A 20948-nucleotide genomic window follows, 5' to 3' on the forward strand; every position below is an offset into this window, starting at 1 on the left:
GGTGGCGTAGCCGGCTCGTCAGGCTGTCGCCGTGAGTCTGCGGACCCGCTCCGCGTCGGCGGTGCGCGGGCACGTCAGGCACGTGTCCTCGGGGCGGAGCGTGTAGAAGAAGCAGCACGTAGCCCGGTCACGGGTCGCGCGTACCGCCCCGCACGCCTCCGCCGAGCCCTCCAGGTCGCGGAAGCCCGCGCCGCCCACGTAGGGCTTGGGTGGGTGGGGGGCTGCGGCGGTCGTCGTCGGGGCCGTGGTCGTGGTCGGGGTCTGGGTCGTGGATCTGGCCGGGGTCCTGGCCGGGGTCCTGGCCGGGGTCCTGGCCGGGCCCGGGGGTGTGGTCCTGCCCGGCAGTAGTCGGGTCAGCTCCGCCAGTGCCCGGTCCTCTTCGCCGAGGCGGGTCGCGATGTACCAGAGGCCCTCGACGATCTCGTCCGTGACCATGCCCCACCGGGCCCGGCGGCCGCGGCGCATCCGCGGTCCCACGCCGGACAGGACCTCCTCGAAGTGCTCGGCGAGCGAAGCCCGCACCTCGGCGCGCAACGCCTCCTCGTCGGGTACGACCCTCGCGCCCGGCAGCGTGGCCGCCGGGTCCCCGGGCAGGCAGGCGAACTCCTCGACCCGGACCGCGAGCCGTCCCAGGGCGCGGTGGAAGGCCACGTTCCGTGCCGGCAGGCGGGGCACCCTGCGGTTCAGGAACCAGGGCACGGTCACCAGGAGACACGTGGGCCACGCGTACCGGTGGAGGCCGAAGCTCGCGATCACGTCGGGGCGGGCCGTGGTCCCGTAGTCGCGCCCCACCTGCGCCTCGTCCCAGGCGAGGAAGGCGTCCAGGCCGTCCCCGCCGGCGCCCAGCTCGTCCGCGCCGATCCAGCCCGCACCGCGCGGCGTCCGCTCGTCCCGGCCGCGCTCGTCGATGCGCAGGGCGGTGAAGACCTCGCCGAGTCTCGCGTAGGCGGCGGCGACGGGCGAGGCGGGGGAAGCGGGGGGAGACGGCAGCAGAGCGGGCACGGCCATGGAGGACCACCGAATCGCGATCGTTAAGAGGTTAGCCTTACCTTACCCGATGCGTACGGTGTTTGAACTGTGACGCCGTCCGCCTATCGTGCACAAGGGACCCAGGCACCGCGAGCCGGGCCCGGTACGAAGGCGCAGGAGGACCCGGGTGGAGCAGGGCAGGAGTCGCGAGCGGAGTTCGGACCGCTCCGCCGCTGCGGCGTACGCAGGGGCGGCCCGTGTTCCCGAGCAAGTCCGTGGTGAGCACGTTCACAGCGAGCCCAGCGGGCTCGCCCCCCGGCCCGTACAGCGGCATTCCGTGCGCGGGCAGATCCTGCAGGCCCTGCGGACCGCCCTCGTCGGTGGCGAGCTCGTGCCCGGCGAGGTCTACTCCGCGCCCGCCCTCGCCGAACGCTTCGGCGTCTCCGCCACCCCCGTCCGCGAGGCCATGCAGCAGCTCGCCACCGAGGGCGCCGTCGAGGTCGTCCCCAACCGCGGGTTCCGCGTCACCGAACGCACCCCCCGCGAGCTCGCCGAGCTCGCCGAGGTCCGCGCGCTCATCGAGGTCCCCGTCATGCTGCGGCTCGCCCGCACCGTACCCGCCGCCCGCTGGGCCGAACTCCGGCCGCTCGCCGAGGCCACCTCGGCCGCCGCCGCCCGGGGGGACCGGGCCCACTACGCCGAGGCCGACCGGGCCTTCCACCGTGCCGTGCTCTCCCTCGCCGGGAACGAGCAGCTCCTTCTGGTCGCCGACGACCTCCACCGACGGTCCCAGTGGCCCCTCATGAGTGCTCCCGCCACCCGGCACGGCGAACTCGTCGCCGACGCGGCCGAGCACAGCGCACTGCTCGACGCGCTGATCACCCAGGACCTCGCGGTCGTGTCGTCACTCGTACGGGAGCACTTCACCGGAGCGCAGGACTGACGACTAAGGTCGACCACGTCAGCCCGTTCGTCCGAAACCGCGCCGACCGAGAGGTGCCCATGCCGTCCGTCCGCGCGGAGCGCCCCGGGGCCTCGGCCCTGCTCGGCTGGCTCACCGACCCCGAGGCCCCCCGCCTCTGCCTCGTCACCGGCGCCCCGGGGCTGCTCTCCTGGCTCGCGGGGCAGGCCCCTCGTGCTGCCGGGCGGCGCCGCACCCATCGGGTGCTCGTGCCGCTGCGCGGGCAGTCCGCGCTCGGTGTCGCCTGGGCCGTCGCCGGTCATCTCGGGGTCGTCGCCTCGTCCCCCGCCGATCTCGTGCGGGTGCTCGCCACCACCGAGAGCGGGCGGGCCTCCCGTACCTTGCTGCTCCTGCCTGCCCTGCATGCTGCCGCGGAGCCCGAGGCCATCGCCTCGCTGCTGGGCGACCTCGCCCGGCTGGGGCGGGTGCGGCTGGTCGTCGAAGGCCGGGAGGGTACGCCCGAGTACGCCCTGCTCGCCTCGGGGAGGGTTGCCGTCGTCGACGGGGACGAGGAGGGTGAGGAGCCCGGGTTCGTTGCCGGCTCCGTCGGCCTGGACCTTGCCGATCCCCTCGCCGTGTGTGGCGCTGATCCCATCGCCGTCACCACCGGGTACGTCCGCGATGCCGGCGACCCGCACGGTGGGCTCCGGGCCGCCTGGCTGCGGGGTGGGCAGGCGCTCTGTCTGGCCCGGGATGCCGCCGAGCGTGCGCTGGTGCTGCTTGCCGTTCTCGGGGACGGTGCCGATCCGCGGTTGCGGCCCGCGCTCGAAGGGCTTGCCGCCGGGGGGCCCTGGCGGGTGCGGTGGGCGCGGGTCACCGGGGACGTCGCGCCGCCGTGGCCCGGGCCGGTCGCCGCGCTCGCCGTGCAGGGCGGCACCTTGCTCGCGGCGGATCTGGGCGGGGTCGTACGGCTGCTGGGCGTGGGTGACGCCCGTCCGCTCGGGCGACTTGATCACCCGGTGACCGGGCGCGTCAGGGCGCTGGCGCCCGCGCCGGACGGGACCGTGCTGCTCCTTGACGAGCGGGGGCGCCTGCACACCGTGCCGGGGAAGCAGCCGCGGGCGCCGTACCTGCGGCGGCTGACCGAGGCGGTCTCCGCAACCTTGACGCGGCATCCCGGTACCGCGCTCGCCGCCATCGCGGGGTCCGTGGTCGTCGGCGACCGGCTCGGGTCCGTGCACGCGTTCGGGCTCACCGGGCTGCACCAGGCCGCGCTGCACAGCGGGCGGGTCACGGCCGTGGCCGCGGTCGAGTCGGCTACGCCGTTCGTCTGCAGCGGGGGGATGGACGGAGCGGTGCGGCGCTGGACGCCGGGGCAGGAGGCGGATCCCTCGCCCGTGGCGGAACGGTCTTCTCCGGTGGTGTCGCTGGATGCCGCTGAGACGCCGTACGGGGCGGTTCTCGGGGTTGCCTGGGCTGATGGCGTTGTCGAGCTGCATCGGTTCGAGCAGGGGGATCGGCTGGCGTTTCGGCCTGGGCCGGCGGTTCGGGCCGTGGCCGTCGGGGAGGACGGGGCGCTGTTGGTCGGTCTTGACGAGGCCCTGGTCCGGCTGGAGCGGTAGGCCCCTCCCCGGCCCCCGCTCCCGTTCGTGGCGGGTGCTGCTAGATCGCCGGGCGTGGGGTCAGCTGGGCGGCCAGCCAGGTCGGTACGCCGCCCAGGAGGCGGAACAGGCGGGCCGCTTCGGCTCGTAGGCGGCCTGCTTCCGGTTCCGTCTCCGCTTCCGCCAGGGAGGCCAGGGCCGGGGCGGTGCCGACCAGGTAGCCCAACTCCTCGCGGATGCGCAGGGATTCGGCGAAGCCGTGCCGGGCCTCCGTCAACTCGCCCTCGCGCAGGGCCAGTCCGGCCAGGTGGCGCCACGTGGAGGAGAGGAGCAGGGTGTCGCCCTGCTCTGATGCTCCCGCGTGGGCCCTGCGGTACGCGGCGCGGGCCGCCTGGGGGGAGTCGCCCAGGTTCTGGGCGATCAGGCCCCGGCGGAAGTCGAGGAGGGGGCGGCCGGGGGTCTCCGGGGCGATCAGGGCTGCTGCCCGGCCCAGTGCCGCCCTTGCCTCGTCGGCCCGGTCGCGTACGCCCAGGAGGGTGGAGGCGTAGGCCAGGTACCCGCGTTCGCAGGCTGCCGCCCCACGCTCCTCGTCGGTCTGCGCCACCGCTTCGGCGGCGCGCAGGGCCTCTTCCGCCTCGGCCCAGCCCTGCTCGGTGTACAGGCAGCGTTCGATCAGGAGGGCCGCTCGCTCCAGGGCCGCGGCCGGCTCGGCCGCGCGTGGGGTGAGGAGTTCGGCCGCGTCCGTCCAGCATCCGCGGGAGCGAAGCCTCCAGATCGCGGTTTCCAACGGGGTCCCCCGGCCGTACTCCACATTGCCCTCCCCAGAGCGCGCCATCGAGCTGTTGAGTAGGACGGCATCTCAGCACGAACGCGACGGCCCGGCCAAGGGGTCGGGTGAAACTTTTCACAAGGGGAGACGGCGGAACGGCCGGAAAGGGCGGCAGTCGGCTGCCGCCCTTTCAGTTGGCGTGATCACCCGAAGAGATGAATGCCGTTCAGCTCATGCGCAGGGCCAGGAAGAAGTCCAGCTTGTCTTCGAGGCGGGACAGGTCGCGGCCCGTGAGCTGCTCGATCCGGCCCACCCGGTAGCGCAGCGTGTTCACGTGGAGGTGCAGGCGGGTCGCGCAGCGGGTCCACGAGCCGTCGCAGTCCAGGAACGCCTCCAGGGTCGGGATGAGCTCGGCGCGGTGGCGGCGGTCGTAGTCGCGCAGCGGGTCCAGGAGGCGGGCCGTGAAGGCGCGGCGGACGTCGTCCGGGACGAAGGGCAGCAGCAGGACGTGCGAGGCGAGCTCGTGGTGGCCCGCCGCGCAGACGCGGCCCGGGCGGGCGGCCGCCACCCGGCGGGCATGCCGCGCCTCCTCCAGGGCGCCGCGCAGGCCCTCCGCGGAGTGCACGGCGGCGCTGACGCCCAGGGTCAGGCGGCCGTCGTCGGCCAGGCCGGCCGAGAGGGGGGTGCGTACCGCGGTGAGCAGTGCGTCCGCGTGCAGGCCGAGGGAAACGGCGGGGAGGTCGTCCTCGCTGTCCGGGAGGGGGGCCGCCGCCAGGGGGACGAGGGCGATGGCCTCGTCGCCGCTGTGCGCCACGGCGATCCGGTCCGCCGAGTCGGCGCCCGAGGTCGCGGGGTCGACCAGGATCTCCTCCAGGAGCGCCTGGGCGATCGGGCCGCTGTCGACGGCGTTCTGGCCCGGCTCCTGCTCCCACTCGACCCGGGCCACCACGACCTGCCAGTGCGGGGCGCTGCCGAGGCCCGGCAGCAGGACCGGGGCGGCCACCCGGAGGCGGGCGGCGATCTCGGCGGGGGCGGCGCCCGTCTGGACCAGTTCCAGGACCTCCTGGGCGAGCCTGCGCCGCACCGTACGGGCCGCGTCGCGGCGGTCCCGCTCCACGGCGATCAGCTGGGTCACGCCCTGCAGGAGGTCGAGGCGGGCGGCCGGCCAGTCGCTCGCGTCGGCCTCCACGGCGAGCAGCCAGTCGGCCAGGACGGTCTCCCGGACGTCGCGGGAGGCGGGCGTTGCGCCACGGCCGGTGTTGCGGATCGGGAAGAGTGAGTACGCCGTTCCCTCGATGCTCAGGCGGTGCGGGCCGCGCCGTCCGGTGCGGGTGGCAGCCAGGTGCTCGCCGGCCAGACTGGCGGCGAGAGCGGGCTCAAGGGGCTCTCCGGCACCCGCGATCTGGCGGCCGGTGGGGGAGAGCACCCAGGCCCGGAGGTCCAGGTCGGAGCCGAGGAGGTCCAGGACGACCTCGGGTCCGCCGCCTGCCGGTCCCGAGGTCATCAGACGTCTGTGGCGGTCGACGACCGCGGCCAGGTCGCCGGCCCGTTCGCCGGAGACCTGTCGAACAACATGCTCGGTGATCGTCGCGAACGCAACGGACTCGTTTACTGCGAACAGGGGAAGTCGGTGGCGTGAACACGCCTGTACGAGATCATCCGGGATGTCCCCGAGTTCGGCCTCGCCGGCCGCCAGCGCGGCCACCCCTGCCGAGGCCAGAATCCGGACGAACGGCTCGGCGTCCTCCGGGTCCCGGAGCCAGGCGAGGCCGGTGAGCACCAGCTCGCCCCCGGACAGGTAACGGCTGGGGTCCTTGAGGTCCGTCGTCATCACGCCGCGGACGGTGCGGTCGAGCTCGTCGTCGCCGCCGAGCAGGCGCAGCCCGAGCGCGTCGTTCTCCAGCAGTGCGCGCAGCCGCATGATGTCGCCGCCGTTCCTTTGATGGGTGTCGCGTTGTCGTCGGTGGCGTGGTGCCGCCGTTTCCAGGGGGAAACGGTGAGGTAACTGTTCCACGCCTTTCGTTCGAATCTACAAGACAAGGATGGCCGCCAGCCAACTCCTTCATGTTTTCGGTGACTGCACCCGGGCCATCGTGGCTTGTGTACTAGGCCACACACACCGCGTTAACAGCACATGAAGAGATCGTCGAGGGCCGGCCGTCCCCCCGGGCCCGTACGGACGACCCCCCCGTTCACTCGAAGCACTAGAAGAGAGCCACCATGGACTTCCTTCGCCCCGCCAGCTGGGAGGAGGCGCTCGCCGCCAAGGCAGAGCACCCCACGGCCGTGCCCATTGCGGGTGGTACCGACATCATGGTCGAGATCAACTTCGACCACCGGCGTCCCGAGTACCTCCTGGACCTCAACCGGATCGAGCTGCTGCGCGAGTGGGAGGTCGGAGAGGAGAACGTCCGCCTCGGCGCCTCCGTTCCGTACACCCAGATCATGGAGAACCTGCGCGCCGAGCTCCCCGGCCTGGCCCTCGCCTCGCACACCGTGGCCTCCCCGCAGATCCGCAACCGCGGCGGCGTCGGCGGCAACCTGGGCACTGCCTCCCCCGCCGGTGACGCGCACCCCGCGCTCCTCGCGGCCGGCGCCGAGGTCGAGGTCGAATCGGTCCGTGGCAGCCGCTTCATCCCCATCGACGCGTTCTACACGGGCGTGAAGCGCAACGCGCTGGAGCCCGACGAGCTCATCAAGACCGTCCACGTCAAGAAGGCGGACGGGCCCCAGCAGTACTCCAAGGTGGGCACCCGCAACGCCATGGTGATCGCCGTGTGCGCCTTCGGGTTCGCGCTGCACCCCGAGACGCGGACCGTGCGGACCGGCATCGGTTCGGCGGCTCCCACCCCGATCCGCGCCAAGGAGGCCGAGGCCTTCCTGAACGCGGCTCTGGAGGAGGGCGGCTTCTGGGACAGCGGCAAGATCATCACCCCCTCGATCGCGAAGCAGTTCGCCGAGCTGTGCTCGGGTGCCGCGAACCCGATCGACGACGTCCGAGGCACCGCGAAGTACCGCCGCCACGCCGTCGGAATCATGGCTCGCCGCCAGCTCGGCTGGACCTGGGAGCAGTACCGCGGCAACGGCCGCACGCTTGAGGGAGCTGCATAACCATGCGCGTGAATTTCACGGTCAACGGTCGTCCGCAGGAAGCCGACGACGTCTGGGAGGGCGAGTCCCTTCTCTACGTTCTGCGTGAGCGCCTGGGTCTGCCCGGCTCCAAGAACGCCTGCGAGCAGGGCGAGTGCGGTTCCTGCACGGTCCGTCTCGACGGCGTGCCGGTCTGTTCCTGCCTGGTCGCCGCCGGTCAGGTCGAGGGCCGCGAGGTCGTCACCGTCGAGGGCCTGGCGGACTTCGCCAAGGAGCGTGCGGAGCACACCGGCTGCGCCGGCGGCGCCTGCGGCACCTCGCTCGACGCGGCCAAGAAGTGGGAGGCCAAGCCCGGCCAGGACTCGCAGACCGGTGAGGGCGTCGAGCTCTCCCCGATCCAGCAGGCGTTCATCGACGCCGGCGCCGTCCAGTGCGGCTTCTGCACCCCGGGTCTGCTGATCGCCGCCGACGAGCTCCTCGAGCGTCAGAGCGACCCGTCCGACCAGGACATCCGGGAGGCCCTCTCCGGCAACCTCTGCCGCTGCACGGGCTACGAGAAGATCCTCGACGCGGTCCGCCTGGCGGCCGCCCGTCAGGGAGAGGCGGTCTGACCATGGCGCAGAACACGCGCACCGTTCCGGCGGGCACGCCGACGAACGTCACCCAGAACCACACCAAGGGCGGCATCGGCGAGTCCACGCTGCGCCCCGACGGCACCCTCAAGGTGACCGGTGAGTTCGCCTACTCCTCGGACATGTGGCACGAGGACATGCTGTGGGGCCAGACCCTGCGCTCGACCGTCGCGCACGCCGAGATCGTCTCCATCGACATCTCCGAGGCCCTCGCGATGTCCGGCGTGTACGCCGTGCTCACGTACGACGACCTGCCGGCCGAGATGAAGAACTACGGCCTGGAGATCCAGGACACCCCCGTCCTGGCCCACGGCAAGGTGCGGCACCATGGTGAGCCGGTGGCCCTGGTCGCCGCCGACCACCCGGAGACCGCCCGCCGCGCGGCCGCCAAGATCAAGATCGAGTACAAGGAGCTGCCCGTCGTCACCGACGAGGCCTCCGCGCTCGCCGAGGACGCGCCGCTCATCCACGAGGGCCGCGACGACCACCACTCCGGTCACGTCCCGCACCAGAACATCGTGCACCGCCAGCCGATCATCCGCGGCGACGTGGCGGAGGCCCGCAAGCGGGCCGACGTGATCGTCGAGGGCGAGTACGTCTTCGGCATGCAGGACCAGGCCTTCCTCGGCCCGGAGTCCGGCCTCGCCGTACCCGCCGAGGACGGCGGTGTCGACCTCTACGTCGCCACCCAGTGGCTGCACTCGGACCTCAAGCAGATCGCCCCCGTCCTCGGCCTGCCCGAGGAGAAGGTGCGCATGACGCTCTCCGGCGTCGGCGGTGCCTTCGGCGGCCGCGAGGACATCTCGATGCAGATCCACGCCTGCCTCCTGGCGCTGCGCACCGGCAAGCCGGTCAAGATCGTCTACAACCGCTTCGAGTCCTTCTTCGGCCACGTGCACCGCCACCCGGCGAAGCTCCACTACGAGCACGGCGCCACCAAGGACGGCAAGCTCACGCACATGAAGGCGCGGATCGTGCTCGACGGCGGCGCCTACGCCTCGGCCTCCCCGGCCGTCGTCGGCAACGCCTCCTCGCTGGGTGCCGGTCCGTACGTGATCGACGACGTCGAGATCGAGGCCGTCGCGCTCTACACGAACAACCCGCCCTGTGGCGCGATGCGCGGCTTCGGCGCGGTCCAGGCCTGCTTCGCGTACGAGGCACAGATGGACAAGCTCGCCGCCAAGCTGGGCATGGACCCCGTCGAGTTCCGGCGGATGAACGCCATGGAGCAGGGCACGATCATGCCGACCGGCCAGGTCGTGGACTCGCCGGCCCCGGTCGCCGAGCTCCTTCGCCGGGTCAAGGCCCGCCCGCTGCCGCCGGAGCGCCAGTGGGAGACGGCCGGCGAGGGCGCGGACGTCCGCGCGCTGCCCGGTGGTCTGTCGAACACCACGCACGGCGAGGGTGTCGTCCGCGGTGTCGGCTACGCCGTCGGCATCAAGAACGTCGGCTTCTCCGAGGGCTTCGACGACTACTCGACCGCCCGCGTGGTCCTGCAGCTCATCAACGGCGAGCCCGTCGCCATGGTCCACACGGCCATGGCCGAGGTCGGCCAGGGCGGTGTCACCGTGCACGCCCAGATCGCCCGCACGGAGCTGGGTGTCACGCAGGTGACCATCCACCCCGCCGACACCCAGGTCGGCTCCGCCGGTTCGACGTCCGCCTCCCGGCAGACGTACATGACCGGTGGCGCGGTGAAGAACACCTGCGAGGCCGTCCGCGAGAAGGTCCTGGAGATCGGTCGCCGCAAGAACGGCTCCTACCACCCGGCGTGGGCCACCGCCGAGCTGCTCCTGGAGAGCGGCAAGGTCGTGACCGACGGCGGCGAGGTCCTGGCGACCATCGCCGACATCCTGGAGGGCGAGGCGCCGATCGACCTCGAGCTCGAGTTCCGGCACCGCCCGACCGTGCCGTTCGACCTGGTCACCGGCCAGGGTGACGGCCACGTCCAGTACACCTTCGCCGCGCACCGCGCGGTGGTGGAGGTCGACACCGAGCTGGGCCTGGTCAAGGTCATCGAGCTCGCCACGGCCCAGGACGTCGGCAAGGCGCTCAACATGCTCTCCGTCGTCGGCCAGATCCAGGGTGGCACCACCCAGGGCCTCGGCGTCGCGGTGATGGAAGAGATCATCGTGGACCCGAAGACCGCGAAGGTGCGCAACCCCTCCTTCACGGACTACCTGATCCCGACGATCCTCGACACGCCGACCATCCCGGTCGACGTACTCGAACTGGCCGACCCCAACGCGCCGTACGGCCTGCGGGGACTCGGCGAGGCCCCGACCCTGTCGTCCACCCCGGCCGTCCTCGCGGCGATCCGGAACGCGACGGGCCTGGAGCTCAGCAAGACGCCGGTACGTCCCGAGGCGCTCACCGGCACCCTGTAAGACCTCTCCGGACGGTGCGCGCCTCCCAGGAACGTCACACTTCCCCGCCCGCACCGTCCGGGGATGCTCCACCGCAGTGACCGCAGTACCGATTCACCCGTTCGTCTCGGGCCGTCCCCCGGGTCGTGCAGCCAACTTGATATCCCAAATCCCGCAGTTTCGATCAGAGCTTCCGAAGTCTGATGCGGGTGCCCCTTTGAACCTTGGGAGTAGGCCCCATGACCCAGTCGTCAGTGGAGCCCAAGACCACGGCCGAGGACGCGGGCAACGGCTCGCGCAACCCCGCCGGCAGGTCTTGGCTCGACCGGTACTTTCACATCTCGGAGAGAGGATCCTCCGTCGCGACGGAGATCCGCGGCGGCGTCACCACCTTCATGGCGATGGCGTACATCCTCCTGCTCAACCCCCTGATCCTCAGCGGCAAGGATGTCGCAGGAAACGTCCTCAGCCAGCCCGCGCTGATCACCGCCACAGCGCTCTGCGCGGCCGCGACCACTCTCCTGATGGGCTTCTGGGGCAAGGTCCCGCTCGCCCTCGCCGCCGGCCTCAGCGTCTCCGGCGTGATGGCCTCGCAGGTCGTGCCGGTCATGACCTGGCCGCAGGCGATGGGCATGTCCGTGGCGTACGGCGCCGTGATCTGTCTCCTGGTGGTCACCGGCCTCCGCGAGATGATCATGAACGCGATCCCCCTCGCGCTCAAGCACGCCATCACCATCGGCATCGGTCTGTTCATCGCCATCATCGGCTTCGTGAAGGCCGGCTTCGTGCACGAGAACCCCGCCCCCGGCGGCGGTCCCGTCACGCTCGGCCCGGCCGGTGAGCTCGAGGGCTGGCCGGTCCTCATCTTCGCCTTCACCCTGCTGCTGATCTTCGCGCTGCAGGCCCGCAACATCCCCGGCGCCATCCTCATCGGCATCGTCGCCGGCACCCTCGTCGCGGTCCTCCTGAACGCCGTCGCCGACATCCCGGCGAAGGCCTGGTTCTCCGGCCCGCCGGAGCTCGACGGCAGCGCGGTGTCCGCCCCGGACTTCTCACTCATCGGGGACGTGTCCTTCACGGGCTGGGGTGATGTCGGCTACATCACGATCACCATGATCGTCTTCACCCTGGTGCTCGCCGGCTTCTTCGACGCCATGGCGACCATCCTGGGCGTCGGCACCGAGGCCAAGCTCGCCGACGACAAGGGCCGCATGCCGGGCCTGTCCAAGGCGCTGTTCATCGACGGTGCCGGCGGCATCCTCGGCGGTGCGGGCGGTGCCTCCGGTCAGACGGTCTTCGTCGAGTCCGCCACCGGCGTCGGCGAGGGCGCCCGTACCGGTCTGGCCTCCGTGGTCACCGGCGGATTCTTCGCCCTGTGCCTCTTCTTCACGCCGCTCACCGCGATCGTGCCGCAGGAGGTCGCCGCCGCGGCCCTGGTCGTCATCGGCTCGATGATGATGCAGAACGCCAAGCACGTCGACTGGAGCGACCGCTCCGTGGCGATCCCGGTGTTCCTCACCGTGGTCCTGATGCCCTTCACCTACACCATCACCACCGGTGTCGCGGCGGGCGTCATCTCCTACGCGGTCATCAAGAGCGCGCAGGGCAAGGCGAGGGAGGTCGGCGGCTTCATGTGGGCGCTGACGGCCGTCTTCGTCATCTACTTCGCGATCCATCCGATCGAGAGCTGGCTGGGCGTCGGCTGACGCCCCTGACGCCACCTCCACACATTCCCTGAGGAGTTCGAGATGCTGGACATCGCCGAGGAGCTGCACCGGTGGGTCGAGCAGGGACGCGAGTTCGCCGTGGCCACCGTGGTGGCCGTCGGCGGCAGCGCGCCCCGGCAGCCGGGCGCCGCGCTCGCCGTCGACCGAGACGGCACGGCGATCGGATCCGTCTCCGGCGGATGTGTGGAGGGGGCGGTCTACGAGCTGTGCCAACAGGCACTCGAAGACGGCCGGACGGTCGTCGAGCGCTTCGGCTACAGCGACGAGGACGCCTTCGCGGTCGGTCTGACCTGCGGCGGCATCATCGACATCCTCGTCACCCCGGTCCGCGGCGGGGTCTACCCCGCCGCGCTGGCCGCCGCCGTCTCCGGCGAGGCGGCGGCCCTGGCCCGGATCGTCTCGGGCCCCGACGACCTCATGGGCCGGGCCCTCCTGGTCCGCCCCGACGGTTCGTACGAGGGCGGTCTCGGCGGCCACCCCGAGCTGGACCGCACCGCGGCCGGCGAGGCCCGCGCGATGCTCGACGGCGGCCGCACCGGCACCGTGGAGATCGGCGCGGACGGCAGCCGCTGCGGACAGCCGCTCACCCTCCTCGTGGAGTCCTCCGTCCCGGCCCCCCGCATGATCGTCTTCGGCGCGATCGACTTCGCGTCCGCGCTCGTCCGGGTCGGCAAGTTCCTCGGCTACCACGTCACCGTCTGCGACGCCCGACCGGTCTTCGCCACGAAGCTCCGCTTCCCCGAGGCCGACGACATCGTCGTCGAGTGGCCGCACCGCTACCTGGCGTCGACGGAGGTCGACGGCCGCACCGTGCTGTGCGTCCTCACCCACGACGCCAAGTTCGACGTGCCCCTCCTCCAGGTCGCCCTCAAGCTGCCCGTCGCCTACGTCGGCGCGATGGGCTCCCGCCGCACCCACGAGGACCGCAACAAGCGGCTGCGCGAGGTCGGCGTCACCGAGCTCGAACTCGCCCGCCTGCGCTCCCCGATCGGCCTCGACCTCGGTGCCCGTACGCCGGAGGAGACGGCCCTGTCCATCGGCGCCGAGATCGTCGCCAACCGGCGCGGCGGCAGCGGCCTCACCCTCACCGGCGCGCACACCCCGATCCACCACGACGCCCCCCGGGAGCCCGCCGGGCGCATCGGCTCGGTCGCCTGATCGCCCGGTCGCCCGGTCGCTCGTGGTCTCGGCGCGCTCAGAGCGCGAGCGTGCGGAGGTGGGCGCAGGCCTCCGCCTCCGTGGCGTGCACCGCGACCGGGTGGTGCGCGCCGCGCTCGTACACACCGGTCTCCCAACCCGCCCTGCCCGGGACCGACCGGAGGTAGACGAAGTCCGGCGGGGTGGGCACCGGTTCGTGGACGCCCTCGATCCAGTACAGCTCGCCGGGCACTCCGGCCTCCCAGAGTGCCCGTGCGAGCCGTTCGCGTTCCGTCACGCGGGCAGGCGGACCAGATAGCCGTTGTCGAGCAGCCACTTGACGTTGAGGCGCTGCCCCTCGCCCGGGTTCAGGAGGGCTGCGTCCAGCTTGATCTGGCGGCCGCCACCGGGCTGTTCGAACCAGGGGGCGATCGAGCCCTCCCAGACCACGAACTCCTTCGTCACCTCGTACAGGTGGTAGTCGCAGGGGAATGCCGCCTCACGGGTGCCGAGGCTCTGCGGGGGCAGCGCCCGCTTGCCGAAGGCGTCGCCGGCGGGGGCGAGGTAGGAGCCGAACTCGGAGCCGAAGCGGTCCAGCCGCTCGCCCTCCAGGAGGAGTTCGGGTGCCTTGTCCACCCTGCCGTTGACCTCGGCGAAGCCGTCGTTCGGTGGGTACTTCCAGCTGCCGGTGCCGGCCGGACCCTCCCAGTACTTCTTCAGGAAGTCGGCGGAGGAGAGCTTTCCGGTGCGGTGGTAGCGGTTGACCAGCGGGCCGACCGGCTCCTGCCACTTCTTCGGCAGGTGCTTCGGGCCGAGCCGCTTGTCACCCCCGAACTCCCCGGTGCAGGGCGCCGGCGGGGCGGCCTGCGTCCGCGGCTTCCCGGCGGGAGCGGTGTCGGCCGCCGCCGGGACGGCGGTGAGGGCGGCGGTGACGCCGAGGGTGGCGAGGACGGCTCGGATTCTCAGGGCGGTACGGCTGCGCTCCACGCGGGGGTCTCCTCGTAAGGGGTGGCCAGTCGGTGCGCGGCACACGGTAGTGGATCATCTGCGCAGAGTGACCGGTCACGGGTGCGAACCGGCCATGTCGGGGGCGTGCGGGGCTCAGCCCTTGCGCAGGCCGTTGAGGAGCAGCTCCGCCAGCTGCCCGTACGCCTCGGCGTCGGCCAGGCCCGTCGTGGCGGCGACCTGGCGCTGCTGGATGCGGACCATGACGGAGGAGATCACGTCGGCCGCGAAGGTCACGTGGACCTCGCGGAAGACGCCTGCCGACACGCCCTCCTCGATCAGCTGCTGCACCCGGCCGGCCGCGGCGCGGGTGTTGCGCTCGTAGACCTCGGCGGCCGGTTCGAACGCGGCCACGTCGTCGAAGAACTGCGGGGAGACCGGGGCCAGTTCGGCCGCCACGGCGCGCAGGTACGCGGCGAGCCGCTCGGCCGGTCCTGCGGCGGCGGCGAGGACCGACTCGACGCGGACAGTCGCGCGCCGGAAGAAGTGGACCACGGCAGCCCGGACGAGCTGCTCCTTGCTGCCGGCGAGGCCGTAGAGGGTGCGCTTGGAGCAGTGCAGCCGGGCGGCGAGATCGTCCAGGGTCAGCTGGGCGAAGCCCTCGCCCACCAGGAGTGCCACCAGCTCCTCGAAGAGCTCGGAGCGGCGCGCGGCGCCGCGCCCGGTGAGCTTGGGGGTGTCGACGGCTGAGGTCTCGATCACCCGAACAGTATGCCGGTCGACCCGTTCGGGGGGTTACGTGGGCCGCCTTCTGCGCTACTCTCACCGGTACTGACGTACCCTTCGCAGTACCGTTTGTGTCGTGACTGGAGTCGCCATGGATGTCGACCGCCTGCTTCCCACCCCCGAGGCAGCGGACCTCATCGCCCTCACGCGGGAGATCGCCGACAAGGAGCTGACCCCCCGCGTCGACGAGCACGAGGCCGCCGAGACGTACCCGGAAGGCCTGTTCGCGACCCTCGGCGAGGCCGGTCTGCTCGGCCTCGCGTACCCCGAGGAGTTCGGTGGCGGAGGCCAGCCCTACGAGGTGTACCTCCAGGTCCTGGAGGAGCTCGCCGCCCGCTGGGCCGCCGTCGCCGTCGCCACCAGCGTCCACACCCTCGCCTGCCACCCCGTCTACTCCTTCGGCACGCCGGAGCAGAAGGAGCGCTGGCTGCCGGCGATGCTGGAGGGCCGCCTCATCGGCGGCTACAGCCTCTCCGAGCCGCAGGCCGGATCCGACGCCGCCGCCCTCGCCTGCAAGGCCGAGCTCCTCGACGACGGCACCGCGTACCGCGTCACCGGCAACAAGGCGTGGATCACGCACGGCGGGAAGGCCGGCTTCTACGCGCTGTTCGCCCGTACCGCCCCCGGCAGCCACGGCATCTCCTGCTTCCTCGCTCCCGGCGCCACCGAGGGCCTGAGCTTCGGCAAGCCCGAGCGGAAGATGGGCCTCCAGGCCGTCCCCACCACCTCCGCCCACTGGGACGGTGCCCTTGTCGACGCCGACCGGCGCATCGGCGACGAGGGCCAGGGCCTCCAGATCGCCTTCAGCGCCCTGGACTCCGGCCGCCTCGGCATCGCCGCCTGCGCCACCGGCCTCGCCCAGGCCGCGCTCGACGCCGCCGTCGGGTACGCCAACGAGCGCACCACCTTCGGCCGGAAGATCGTCGACCACCAGGGCCTCGGCTTCCTCCTCGCGGACATGGCCGCCGCCGTCGACTCGGCCCGCGCCACCTACCTGGACGCGGCCCGCCGCCGCGACCTCGGCCGCCCCTTCAGCCGCCAGGCGAGCGCGGCCAAGCTGATCGCGACGGACGCGGCCATGAAGGTCACGACCGACGCGGTCCAGGTCCTCGGCGGCTACGGCTACACCCGCGACTTCCCGGTCGAGCGCTACATGCGCGAGGCCAAGATCATGCAGATCTTCGAGGGCACCAACCAGATCCAGCGCCTGGTCATCAGCCGCCAGTTGTCCCGCTGAAGGCGCGGCTCCGGCTCCGTTTGACGGCCTCTTGCATCCGGCGTAGTCCGGAAGGGGGGATCAGGCCGTTCCCTTCCGGAGAGGAGCCCCATCATGCTCGGCGAACTGATCGCTGATCTGCAGGGAGACACCACGGGAATCCGGGTGCTGTCCACGGACGGAGGCCACCCCGTCCTCGAGGCGTCCTTCACGGCGACGGGCACGCTGCTCGGTGCCGACGTCAAGGACATGGGCACGTACGAATCGGTCCTGCGCGCCGACGGCACGCTCTTCGGGGAAGGCCAGGGGGTCGTCATGACCAAGGACGGCCAGACCGTCACCTGGCACGGCTCCGGCGTCGGACGCATCGACGAGGCCGGCACGGTGCACTGGCGCGGCGCGATCTTCTACGAGACCGCCGCCGCCGAACTGAGCCGACTCAACGGGATCGCCGGAGTATTCGAGTTCGAGACGGAGGACAGCGGGAAGGCCACCGCGAAGATCTACGAATGGAAATAGACCTCCGGCGGCCTCATACGGGCCGTCGGCTCGTATGAGGAGTTTCATGGACATCGCAGGTTCCGCCGCGCTCGTCACCGGTGCCGCATCGGGGCTCGGGGCGGCCACCGCCGCCGCGCTCGCCGCGAAGGGGGCGACCGTGTACGGGCTCGACCTCGACAAGGCCGTCGCCGGGGCCGGGACGCCGGTGGACGGGGTCGTGCTCGTCGCGGCCGACGTCACCGACGAGGAGCAGGTCCGGGCGGCGCTCGGGCGGATCGAGGAGGACGGGGCCGAGCTGCGGCTCGCCGTGAACTGCGCCGGGATCGCGCCGTCCGCGCGCGTGCTGGGCCGCAAGGGGCCGCATGATCTGGAGCTGTTCAGGACGGTGCTCGACGTCAACCTGGTGGGCACGTTCAACGTGATGCGGCTGGCCGCCGAGGCCATCGCGCGGCGGGAGCCGGACGAGAACGGGCAGCGTGGGCTCGTGGTCAACACCGCCTCCATCGCCGCCTTCGAGGGGCAGGTCGGCCAGATCGCGTACGCGGCCTCCAAGGCCGGTGTCGCCGGGATGACCGTCACCGCCGCCCGTGACCTCGCCCAGTACGGCATCCGGGTCGTGACCGTCGCCCCGGGCATCGTCGACACCCCGATGATGGCCGGCTTCAGCGACGAGGTGCGGGCCGGGCTCGCCGCCAGCGTCACCTTCCCGCAGCGACTGGCCCGCCCCGAGGAGTACGCCCGTCTGGTCACCATGATCGCCGAGCACGACTACCTCAACGGCGAGACCATCCGGATGGACGGCGCCCTGCGGATGGCCGCCCGCTGACCCGGCACCCCGCCTGACGTCCGGCGTGGCACCAAGTGCCGCTGCGCGAGGGATCCGAGTGCTAGGTTCGGGGCATGAGCAGCAACCCCGCCAAGCCCTCGATGCGTGACTCCCTCGTCGCGGCGGCCTTCCAGCTCTTCCTGGAGCGCGGCTACGAGCAGACGACGGTCGACGACATCGTCAGGACCGCCGGGGTCGGCCGCAGGTCCTTCTTCCGGTACTTCCCGTCCAAGGAGGACGTGGTCTTCCCCGACCACGAGCAGAGCCTCGCCGACATGACCGAGTTCCTCGCCGCGAGCGAGGACTCCGACGACCCGCTGGCCCGCGTCTGCGAGGCCACCCGCCTGGTCATGCGGATGTACGCCGAGAACCCCACCTTCTCCGTCCAGCGCTACCGCCTCACCCGCGAGGTGACCGGCCTGCGCACGTACGAGCTCTCCGTCGTCTGGCGGTACGAGAAGACCCTCGGCGACTACCTGCGCACCCGCTTCGCCGACCGCCGCGACGGCACCCTGCGGGCCAACGTGGTCGCCGCGGCCGTCGTCGCCGCGCACAACCACGCGCTGCGCCACTGGCTTCGCTCGGGCGGCGAGGGCGACCCGCTGGCCGAGGTGGACCGGGCCCTCGGCTTCGTCAGGGACACCCTGAGCCCGGACGCCGCGCCCGCCGGGGCCGCGGGGGAGCCGGAGACCGACGACGTGGTCGTGGTCATCGCCAAGCGGTCCACCCCGATGTGGCGCGTGGTGCGCGAGGTGGAGTCGAGTCTCGGTGAGGGCTGAGAGACGCTGAGTGACGCCGGGAGGCTTCGGGAGACGGCTGGGCCACATGGGGGTCTCAGTATCGTCAAATGAGGGAACTCAGGTCTTTATTTGCTGGCACTCAGTGCCATATCTTTGCTCCATGCACGGTTGAGCCGCCGAGTGCAAGGAGAACGCATCGTGTTCCACACCGGATCCACGGGCCTGCGGAACGGGACCGCCGTTCTGGCCGACGAGTCGGCCGCCGAGCCCGAGCTCTACTTCCAGCGCTGCCGCTGGTGCCAGACCACGACCTTCCAGCGCCTGCTCTGCCCCACCTGCGGGTCGACCGACCTGGCCCCCGAACTCAGCGCGGGCGAAGGCGTGATCTCCGTACGGCGGGCCTTCACCGCCGCCGAGGCCGATCTCTGGCCGGTGCACATGACCGAGGGCTTCGTCGTCCGCTGCCGGGTCGACGGGCCCCCGCACGCCATACGGCCCGGAGCCCGGGTCAGGCTCGCCTCCGACGGTGTCGCGACGGGGCGCAGGCCGGTCGTCCGGCTCTGCGAAGAGGTCGCGCTCGACGGCTGGTACTGAGGGCGAGCGCGGGTGACCGGGCCCGGCCGAGGGCATACGGGAGGGGGCGGGTGGCACAGAGTGCCACCCGCCCCCTCCCGTAGGTGAGGTCAGCGCGCGCCGATCTCGTCCGTCAGCTGCGGCAGCACCTCGAACAGGTCGCCCACCACGCCGTAGTCGACCAGGTCGAAGATCGGGGCCTCGGCGTCCTTGTTGACCGCCACGATCGTCTTCGAGGTCTGCATGCCGGCCCGGTGCTGGATGGCACCGGAGATGCCCGCCGCGATGTACAGCTGCGGCGAGACCTGCTTGCCGGTCTGGCCCACCTGGTTGGCGTGCGGGTACCAGCCCGCGTCCACCGCGGCGCGCGAGGCGCCGACGGCCGCGCCGAGCGAGTCGGCCAGCTTCTCCACGACGGCGAAGCCCTCGGCCGCGCCGACACCGCGGCCGCCGGAGACCACGATCGCCGACTCGGTCAGCTCCGGACGGCCGGTGGAGACCCGCGGGGTGCGCGAGACGACCCTGGCCGCGTTGCCGGTGAAGGCCACGGTCACGCTCTCGACCGCACCCGCGGCCGGAGCGGCCTCGGGGGCGGCGGAGTTCGGCTTGACGGTGATGACCGGCACGCCGTGCGAGACGGCCGACTTCACCTGGTACGAGGCGGCGAACACCGACTGGGTGGCGACCGGGCCGTTCTCGCCGGCCTCCAGCTCCACCGCGTCCGTGATCAGGCCGGAGCCGAGGCGCAGCGCCACGCGCGCCGCGACCTCCTTGCCCTCGCCCGAGGAGGTCACCAGGACCGCGGCGACACCCTTGTCCTTGGCGATCTGCGCGAGCGCGTCCACCTTCGGTACGACCAGCTGCTCGCCGAACTCGGCGCCGTCGGCCACGTAGACGGTCGCCGCGCCGTACTCGCCGGCCTTCGCGGCGATCGAGGCCGCGGCCTCGCCCGCGCCGAGGACGACCGCGGACGGCTCGCCGATACGGCGGGCCAGCGTCAGCAGTTCGAGGGCCGGCTTGCGGACCGCACCGTCGGCGTGGTCCACGAGAACCAGGATCTCAGCCATGATTCCTTGCTCCTGAGGGATGATGACGGTGGGTCAGATGAACTTCTGGGCGGACAGGAACGCGGCGAGCTGCTTGCCGCCGTCGCCCTCGTCCGTGACGATCGTGCCCTGCGTACGGGCCGGGCGCGCCGTGGCCGACTCGACCAGGGTCCACGAGCCGCCGAGGCCGACCTCGTCGGCGTCGATGCCGAGGTCGTCCAGGTCCAGCTCCTCGACCGGCTTCTTCTTGGCGGCCATGATCCCCTTGAAGGAGGGGTAACGGGCCTCGCCCGACTGGTCGGTGACCGACACGACGGCCGGCAGCGGGGCCTGGAGCTGCTCGCTGGCGGCGTCGCCGTCACGGCGGCCCGTCACGACGCCGTCCTCGACGGAGACCTCGGAGAGCAGGGTGGCCTGCGGGAGGCCCAGGCGCTCGGCGAGCAGCGCCGGCAGCACGCCCATGGTGCCGTCCGTCGAGGCCATGCCGCAGACGATCAGGTCGAAGCCGGTCTTCTCCAGGGCCTTGGCGAGGATGGCGGAGGTGCCGATCACGTCGGTGCCGTGGATGTCCTCGTCGTTGACGTGGACGGCCTTGTCGGCGCCCATCGACAGCGCCTTGCGCAGCGCGTCCTTGGCGTCGTCCGGGCCGACGGTGATCACGGTGACCTCGGCGTCGTCCGCCTCCTCGGCGATCCGCAGCGCCTGCTCGACGCCGTACTCGTCGAGCTCCGAGAGCAGACCGTCCACGGCCTCGCGGTCGGTGGTCAGGTCGTCGGCGAATCCGCGGTCGCCGGTGGCGTCGGGAACGTACTTCACACAGACAGCGATCTTCAGGGTCACGGCCTGTCTCCTTTCAACGGGCGGGTGGTTACGGGAGGTTGCGGGCCATGACGATGCGCTGGACCTGGTTGGTGCCCTCGTAGATCTGGGTGATCTTGGCGTCGCGCATCATGCGCTCGACGGGGTAGTCGCGGGTGTAGCCGTAGCCGCCGAGGAGCTGGACGGCGTCGGTGGTGACCTCCATGGCGACGTCGGAGGCGAAGCACTTGGCGGCGGCGCCGAAGAAGGTCAGGTCGCCGTCGACGCGCTCGCTCTTGGCCGCGGCGGCGTAGGTGAGCTGGCG

Annotated in this window: 21 protein-coding genes; 12 read left to right on the forward strand and 9 right to left on the reverse strand. The window is 72.0% G+C overall.

Going from position 1 to position 20948, the window contains the following annotated elements; translation table 11 throughout:
* Positions 1-18: 18 nt before the first annotated feature.
* Positions 19-1008: a (2Fe-2S)-binding protein gene (locus ACIGEZ_RS16425; RefSeq protein ID WP_399831423.1), complete on the reverse strand. Its 990-nt coding sequence runs from the start codon at positions 1006-1008 to the stop codon at positions 19-21.
* Positions 1009-1156: 148 nt separating this feature from the next.
* On the opposite strand from ACIGEZ_RS16425, the gene ACIGEZ_RS16430 reads away from it, so the two are divergent.
* Entirely contained in the window at positions 1157-1912 is a 756-nt protein-coding gene (locus ACIGEZ_RS16430) for a GntR family transcriptional regulator (RefSeq protein ID WP_399831425.1), read from the forward strand.
* Between the two features lie 59 nt (positions 1913-1971).
* Complete coding sequence (locus ACIGEZ_RS16435; protein WP_399831427.1) at positions 1972-3492, forward strand: hypothetical protein; 1521 nt, start codon at positions 1972-1974, stop codon at positions 3490-3492.
* 40 nt (positions 3493-3532) lie between these two features.
* Here the strand turns inward: ACIGEZ_RS16435 and ACIGEZ_RS16440 are convergent, their stop codons facing one another.
* Together ACIGEZ_RS16440 and ACIGEZ_RS16445 are read right to left on the reverse strand one after the other, a co-directional pair.
* Complete coding sequence (locus tag ACIGEZ_RS16440) at positions 3533-4306, reverse strand: hypothetical protein (protein ID WP_399831429.1); 774 nt, start codon at positions 4304-4306, stop codon at positions 3533-3535.
* 160 nt (positions 4307-4466) lie between these two features.
* On the reverse strand, positions 4467-6161 hold the full coding sequence (locus tag ACIGEZ_RS16445; protein ID WP_399831431.1) for a PucR family transcriptional regulator: 1695 nt from the start codon (positions 6159-6161) through the stop codon (positions 4467-4469).
* A 299-nt stretch (positions 6162-6460) separates the two neighbouring features.
* On the opposite strand from ACIGEZ_RS16445, the gene ACIGEZ_RS16450 reads away from it, so the two are divergent.
* The 5 genes from ACIGEZ_RS16450 to ACIGEZ_RS16470 all read left to right on the forward strand — a co-directional run bounded on the left by ACIGEZ_RS16450 (position 6461) and on the right by ACIGEZ_RS16470 (position 13213).
* Complete coding sequence (locus ACIGEZ_RS16450; RefSeq protein ID WP_399831433.1) at positions 6461-7351, forward strand: FAD binding domain-containing protein; 891 nt, start codon at positions 6461-6463, stop codon at positions 7349-7351.
* Between the two features lie 2 nt (positions 7352-7353).
* Entirely contained in the window at positions 7354-7941 is a 588-nt protein-coding gene (locus ACIGEZ_RS16455) for a (2Fe-2S)-binding protein (RefSeq protein WP_399831435.1), read from the forward strand.
* Between the two features lie 2 nt (positions 7942-7943).
* A complete protein-coding gene (gene pucD, locus ACIGEZ_RS16460; RefSeq protein ID WP_399831437.1) occupies positions 7944-10349 on the forward strand; it encodes a xanthine dehydrogenase subunit D in 2406 nt (801 codons plus the stop codon).
* Between the two features lie 218 nt (positions 10350-10567).
* A complete protein-coding gene (locus ACIGEZ_RS16465; RefSeq protein ID WP_399831440.1) occupies positions 10568-12034 on the forward strand; it encodes an NCS2 family permease in 1467 nt (488 codons plus the stop codon).
* 42 nt (positions 12035-12076) lie between these two features.
* Entirely contained in the window at positions 12077-13213 is a 1137-nt protein-coding gene (locus tag ACIGEZ_RS16470) for an XdhC family protein (RefSeq protein WP_399831442.1), read from the forward strand.
* Between the two features lie 37 nt (positions 13214-13250).
* Here ACIGEZ_RS16470 and ACIGEZ_RS16475 read toward each other — a convergent pair whose 3' ends face one another.
* The 3 genes from ACIGEZ_RS16475 to ACIGEZ_RS16485 all read right to left on the reverse strand — a co-directional run bounded on the left by ACIGEZ_RS16475 (position 13251) and on the right by ACIGEZ_RS16485 (position 14899).
* Positions 13251-13490, reverse strand: a complete 240-nt coding sequence (locus tag ACIGEZ_RS16475; RefSeq protein ID WP_399831444.1) for a hypothetical protein — start codon at positions 13488-13490, stop codon at positions 13251-13253.
* On the reverse strand, positions 13487-14179 hold the full coding sequence (locus ACIGEZ_RS16480; RefSeq protein WP_399831446.1) for a TNT domain-containing protein: 693 nt from the start codon (positions 14177-14179) through the stop codon (positions 13487-13489). Before ACIGEZ_RS16480 ends, ACIGEZ_RS16475 begins: the two co-directional genes overlap by 4 nt.
* A gap of 114 nt (positions 14180-14293) precedes the next feature.
* Positions 14294-14899, reverse strand: a complete 606-nt coding sequence (locus ACIGEZ_RS16485; RefSeq protein WP_399831448.1) for a TetR/AcrR family transcriptional regulator — start codon at positions 14897-14899, stop codon at positions 14294-14296.
* Positions 14900-15014: 115 nt separating this feature from the next.
* Here ACIGEZ_RS16485 and ACIGEZ_RS16490 point away from each other — a divergent pair, with 115 nt between their 5' ends.
* From ACIGEZ_RS16490 to ACIGEZ_RS16510, 5 genes are all read left to right on the forward strand, one after another.
* Positions 15015-16160 carry an acyl-CoA dehydrogenase family protein gene (locus tag ACIGEZ_RS16490; protein WP_399831450.1) on the forward strand — a complete coding sequence of 382 codons (1146 nt, stop codon included), beginning with the start codon at positions 15015-15017 and terminating at the stop codon, positions 16158-16160.
* Positions 16161-16253: 93 nt separating this feature from the next.
* Positions 16254-16658 (forward strand): hypothetical protein, encoded by a 405-nt coding sequence (locus ACIGEZ_RS16495; RefSeq protein ID WP_399831452.1) that lies wholly within the window; start codon positions 16254-16256, stop codon positions 16656-16658.
* A gap of 46 nt (positions 16659-16704) precedes the next feature.
* The gene (locus ACIGEZ_RS16500) at positions 16705-17466 is read left to right on the forward strand and encodes an SDR family NAD(P)-dependent oxidoreductase (RefSeq protein ID WP_399831454.1); all 762 of its coding nucleotides are present in this window, start codon (positions 16705-16707) and stop codon (positions 17464-17466) included.
* A 74-nt stretch (positions 17467-17540) separates the two neighbouring features.
* Positions 17541-18245, forward strand: coding sequence for a TetR family transcriptional regulator (locus tag ACIGEZ_RS16505; protein ID WP_399831456.1), 705 nt, complete (start codon positions 17541-17543; stop codon positions 18243-18245).
* Between the two features lie 159 nt (positions 18246-18404).
* Positions 18405-18800 (forward strand): Zn-ribbon domain-containing OB-fold protein, encoded by a 396-nt coding sequence (locus tag ACIGEZ_RS16510; RefSeq protein WP_399831458.1) that lies wholly within the window; start codon positions 18405-18407, stop codon positions 18798-18800.
* Positions 18801-18889: 89 nt separating this feature from the next.
* Here the strand turns inward: ACIGEZ_RS16510 and ACIGEZ_RS16515 are convergent, their stop codons facing one another.
* The 3 genes from ACIGEZ_RS16515 to ACIGEZ_RS16525 all read right to left on the reverse strand — a co-directional run.
* The gene (locus ACIGEZ_RS16515) at positions 18890-19846 is read right to left on the reverse strand and encodes an electron transfer flavoprotein subunit alpha/FixB family protein (RefSeq protein ID WP_399831460.1); all 957 of its coding nucleotides are present in this window, start codon (positions 19844-19846) and stop codon (positions 18890-18892) included.
* Positions 19847-19879: 33 nt separating this feature from the next.
* Positions 19880-20665, reverse strand: coding sequence for an electron transfer flavoprotein subunit beta/FixA family protein (locus ACIGEZ_RS16520; RefSeq protein ID WP_399831462.1), 786 nt, complete (start codon positions 20663-20665; stop codon positions 19880-19882).
* A 28-nt stretch (positions 20666-20693) separates the two neighbouring features.
* Positions 20694-20948, reverse strand: a 255-nt coding sequence (locus ACIGEZ_RS16525; RefSeq protein ID WP_399831464.1) for an acyl-CoA dehydrogenase family protein, incomplete at its 5' end; no start/stop codon positions are given.

Origin of the sequence: Streptomyces sp. NPDC085481 (assembly GCF_044541845.1) — a bacterium.
Taxonomy (GTDB): Bacteria; Actinomycetota; Actinomycetes; order Streptomycetales; family Streptomycetaceae; genus Streptomyces.